Raw genomic sequence first — 4,422 nt, forward strand, 5'->3', positions numbered from 1 at the left:
CCCAACTTCGGGAATACGGAGCCCTGCGGATACGGAGGGCACCCTGCCGACCGCGTTCACGTCGTGCGGCCGACAGGGACGGGCGGCCACTGCGAGGCACCAGGGGGACCTGGGGGACCGCCCTTGCCGTACGTAACGGCGGGAGGGGGCGGACGGTTCACTGCCGTTCGCCGGGCACGGAGTTGAACGGTTTTGAACTGCTTCCCCACGGAGCCCGTTGCGGTGTGCGGGAACCGCCGCGACGCCCTGTCCGTGACCGCCCCAATCGAGGACCGCGGCGGACACGGACCGAGGCCACGCGGTCGCCGCCAGAGGGTTCGAACGGTCCGGCCGCGGACGCGCGAGTGAACCGGATGGCGCACGACACCGTAGGTCAGGTGATCCCGCTCCCGCAGTCGTACGAAGGCATTATCTTGACGCAGCCGCGTTCCCGCTCCTCTCAGATATCCCGGATATCCCGCCGCGCCCTGCTGGGCGCGCTCGGGACCGCAGTCGTCGTGCCCGGCCTCTCGGCGTGTTCGTCGGCCCACAGTAAGCACGCTGCACGCCTCCCCGACTCGGCCCACCGGACAGTGCGCCTGGTCCGGAACTTCGTCCCCCGCGCGGAATGGGGCGCCGACGAGTCCAAGCGCTTCAAGGAGGACGGCACCGAGAGCTCGCAGCCCAAATTCTTCCCGCTCCAGGCCCTGACCGTGCATCACACCGCCACCGCCAACGACGACCCCAGCCCCGATGCCACGGTGCGGACGATGTACGAGAAGCACACGGTCGACGAGGACTGGGGCGACATCGGCTACCACTTCCTCGTCGCCCCCAACGGCCGCGTCTACGAGGGCCGTTACTCGGGCGACGACGCCATGCCCGCGCACGACGGCGACGGAAACCTGGTGACGGCCTTCCACACCACCGGATTCAACTCGGGCAACCTCGGCATCGCCCTCCTCGGCGACCTGGACGCGCGGCCGCCCACCGACGCGGCGGTTGACGCCCTCACCCAGTTGCTGACGGTGCTGACGCGCATGCACCGCCTCGACCCCCGGGCGCAGATCGCCTACAGGAATCCGGTCGACGGCACCACCAAGGAGGCCATCACGGTGGTGAGCGGCCACCGGGACTGGTACGAGACCGAGTGCCCGGGCGCCCAGATGTACGGCAAGCTCGACGCCCTGCGCCGAGCGGTATCCGCGCAGTTGACGCGGTAGTCGTTTCGCCGGCGGCCTGATCAGGGTGCGCTGCCTCTCTCAGCGAAACCGTGGTCGCAAAAGGTGCGGAAACGGGTGCTGATGTCGTCGTGAGGCGCTGGTGTCCGCTGCGGCGCACGCGTCCTCGATGATGACGGTGGCGGGCCCCCGGATGGGGCCACGCCAGTTGCCGTCATTACGGGTGACCCAAGCCGCCTCCGTGCCAACGGCACCCGGCCTCTTCCGACGCGCGGCGGCTCCGCACACTCCGGCTCCGCATGCGCACGGGTCCTTCGGAGTGCCCTCTCGCAGCACGCAGACCACGCACCGCCCGGCCGGCTTCGGCTCCCAGCCTTCCGCGCACCGGCCCGCACCGACGTCAAGCAGCCCCCCCCGCAAGCCCCCACTAGAGCCCACCGGCAGACGAGTCGGGCTGTACGCCGGGTATTCCTGGAGCACCTTTCTCACCTGCGGCTTTATGGGATCGAGCCGGCTGTGACCTGCTACTGAGGTTTTCGGTTCGAGGCGACGTCATGGCGCCGCCGTAATCAGTCTGGTCCCGGCGATGAACCCGTCGAGCAGGTCGGGCTGGTATTGCATTCGTTTGAGGTGGGCGCGGACCAGCTCGGCCAGGTCATCGATGCTGCAGGGGGCCAAGTTGCCCAGGCTGTGCTTCAGGTGCGCCCACACGCCCTCGGCCGGGTTGAGGTCGGGGGTGTAGGTCGGGAAGCGGAACACTGTCAGCCATGGCCGTTCCCGATCAGCTCGCGCATGGCGGCGTCGAGGTGATGGCTGTAGTTGTCCCACACCAGCACGATGTTGCCGCCCAACTGCTGGTGGGCGGCATCCAGTAACGAAGCGAAGTCCCTCTCCCGAAAGCCCTTCTTCTCACCGTTGCGGCCGTGGTGCACGAGCATCCGGAAGACCAGCCGGGTGCGCTGACCGGCCTTGTAGCAGACCAGGCCCGCCAGGGAGATGCGTCCCGAGCCCGCGGCCCTGACTCTCACGCAGGGCGTGTGACCGCGCCGGGACCAGGTCCGTGCTTTCGGCGGCCGGAGCATCTGGCCCGACTCGTCCGCGAAGCACAGCCACGCGTCCTGGTCCGTCACCGTCTTTCCATCCGCGGCCAGGTCTCTTTGATCCAGCCGGTGACCGTGTCCTCGTAAGTACAGCTTGCGCCGGTCCTTCTGGGTGACGGTGCAGCGGATCTCGTCGCGTACGGAGCGAAGGCCGAGTTCGGTGAGCGCCAGGCGGCCATGCCGGTCCTCCTCGATGTGGCGGATCGCGGCGAGGAACTGCAACGCCTGGCGGACGAGGGCCGGCTCCAGAGCGAAGAAGGCGGCGAGTTCATCGGCGGTGGCGAGCCCGGCCTCGGCGATGCCGCGCTCCAGGAAGCGGTCGATCAGCTCATACGGTTCCCCCTCGGTGGCGTCGGCCTGTACTTCAACGCGCCACACGGGCAGCAGGACATGGTGGATCCGCGGCTGGAATTGAGGGCGCTGGTCGACGCCAAGCCGCGTACCTGGCTCCTGGATGACGCCGCAACCGGCCGCCCCTTCCGCACCAAGGCAAGACCGCTCTCACCGGGCGACCCCGGGCACACCGTCGTGTGGTGCGCCCCGGACGGCACCGGCTGACCCGCCCGGGGCGCGGCAACTGCCCGGTCCCGGAAGACTACGAGACGCCGCTGTACTGAGCCGGTGCTGACGGGTCGGTACGGATCCGGTCACACCCCCGCCGAGGACACCGTTGGCGAGTTCGGCACGTGGTGTCCCGGTCAGCCAGGCGTCGGTCCGGATGAGGTTGAGGGCGGCGGCGGTGAGTACGTGTTGAAGGCGGGTCTTGTTCAGGCCGGTGTAGCGGCTTCTGCGCAGGCCGCAGCGGCGTAGCCCTTGGGCGATGGTGCCTTCGACGCCGGCGCGGGTGGCGTAGTGCCGCTGCCATTGGCCGGTTTCCTGGAGCTGCCGCCGAGCGCGGATCGCTTCGTGTTCCTCGCGCGCGGCCGAGGCCGCCGCGGGGTGCCTCTACGGGTTCGTCAACGGGCAGGTGCGGGTTGGGGGTCGTAGAAGGTGCCGCGAAGAGGACGTCGGCTCGGCGTCTTGCGAGGCAGAGGAGGGCTTGGGTGTGGTGTTTTCCCTGGGCGATCTTCTTGTCGTAGTAGGTGGGGGAGGCCGGATCGGCCAGGGCCGCGAATGGGAGAGGAAGATCAAGAGCTGGAACAAGTAGGTACTTGCACCCACCGGTCTTCCGGCCGGGACCGGACCTGGCGTCATTGGGCGTCACGAACGTGGACGGCGTCCCGGCCGCTCAGCTCCGCGGCGGCACGCCCGAGTCGTGGTCGTGTCCGTGGGGCTCGGAGCCAACTCCAGGCCGGCGGCGGTGGGATGCGGCCCCGCGTCCGGCGTACATTCGTCCAGGCGGTGGAGTTTTCCCCGGATTTCCTCGGCGTCCGGATGGTCGAACTCCTCGAGGATCGCAAGAGCCTGCCGCCAGTTGGTCTGGGCTGCCTCCGGCTCGCCCGCGGCCAGGTGGACGTCTCCGAGGTGGTACAGGGTTTGGCCCTCGCCCTCGCGGTTGCCGACGTCCCGGTGCGCCTCGAGCGCCTGGTGGTAGTGGTCGATCGCGTCGTCGTGGCGGTCGAGCCGGTGCTGGAGGGTGCCGAGCGTGTCGAGCGCGACGCCTTCGACCCAGCGGTTGCCGCTGGCGCGCAGGACGGCCAGCGCCCGCTCCAGGCAGTCGATGGCCTCGTCGAACCGGTCGAGTCGCCGGTAGGCGTCGCCCAGGTTGGCCAGGGCGATGCCCTCCCCCCAGGTGCTGCCCATGACCCGGTGGAGGGCCAGCGCGCGGCGGGTGTACTCGACCGCCTTGTCGAGCCGGCCGGCCTGGAGATAGCTGTTGCCCAGGTTGCTCACGGCCTGGCACCTGCCGTACGTGTCCCCGAGCTCCCGGCAGTGGACGATCGCCTGCCGGAGGTGGTCGATGGCCTCGTCGAGCCGGCGCAGCTGCGTCAGCGCGGCGGCGACGTCGTTGAGGCTCCATGCCTCGCCTGTGCGGTCGCCCGCCTCGCGGGCGGCGTCATGGGCGGTCCTGGCGGTGTCGAGCCAGTCGTGCAGATGGCTGCGGAGGTAGAAGAACCCCCACAGGGCGGCGGTCAGTCGCCACGCGATGCCCGGCCTGCGGGAGGTGGTGGCCTGGTGCACCGAGGCGACGAGGTTGGGGCGTTCGGTCTCGCACCACTGCA

The 4,422-nt window shown here is 69.7% G+C and carries 5 protein-coding genes and 2 pseudogenes; 2 read left to right on the forward strand and 5 right to left on the reverse strand.

Annotation, left to right across the window (positions count from 1 at the left end):
* The first annotated feature begins 413 nt into the window (after window positions 1-413).
* Window positions 414-1,202 carry an N-acetylmuramoyl-L-alanine amidase gene (locus KCH87_RS48250; protein ID WP_247197933.1) on the forward strand — a complete coding sequence of 263 codons (789 nt, stop codon included), beginning with the start codon at window positions 414-416 and terminating at the stop codon, window positions 1,200-1,202.
* Window positions 1,203-1,712: 510 nt separating this feature from the next.
* Here the strand turns inward: KCH87_RS48250 and KCH87_RS50640 are convergent.
* Entirely contained in the window at window positions 1,713-1,919 is a 207-nt protein-coding gene (locus KCH87_RS50640; RefSeq protein ID WP_308299098.1) for a hypothetical protein, read from the reverse strand.
* A 2-nt stretch (window positions 1,920-1,921) separates the two neighbouring features.
* Entirely contained in the window at window positions 1,922-2,638 is a 717-nt protein-coding gene (locus KCH87_RS50645) for a hypothetical protein (RefSeq protein WP_308299099.1), read from the reverse strand.
* Between the two features lie 12 nt (window positions 2,639-2,650).
* On the opposite strand from KCH87_RS50645, the gene KCH87_RS48260 reads away from it, so the two are divergent.
* Entirely contained in the window at window positions 2,651-2,818 is a 168-nt protein-coding gene (locus tag KCH87_RS48260; RefSeq protein ID WP_210594435.1) for a hypothetical protein, read from the forward strand.
* 123 nt (window positions 2,819-2,941) lie between these two features.
* Here KCH87_RS48260 and KCH87_RS49900 read toward each other — a convergent pair.
* From KCH87_RS49900 to KCH87_RS50350, 3 genes and pseudogenes are all read right to left on the reverse strand, one after another.
* A pseudogene (locus KCH87_RS49900) lies at window positions 2,942-3,178 on the reverse strand (transposase); the annotation flags it as partial.
* Window positions 3,179-3,254: 76 nt separating this feature from the next.
* Window positions 3,255-3,374: pseudogene (locus KCH87_RS49905) on the reverse strand (IS110 family transposase); the annotation flags it as partial.
* A gap of 86 nt (window positions 3,375-3,460) precedes the next feature.
* A partial coding sequence (locus KCH87_RS50350; protein ID WP_210594436.1) for a tetratricopeptide repeat protein occupies window positions 3,461-4,422 on the reverse strand: 962 nt, incomplete at its 5' end.

Source organism: Streptomyces sp. GESEQ-35, assembly GCF_017948485.1.
Taxonomy (GTDB): Bacteria; Actinomycetota; Actinomycetes; order Streptomycetales; family Streptomycetaceae; genus Streptomyces.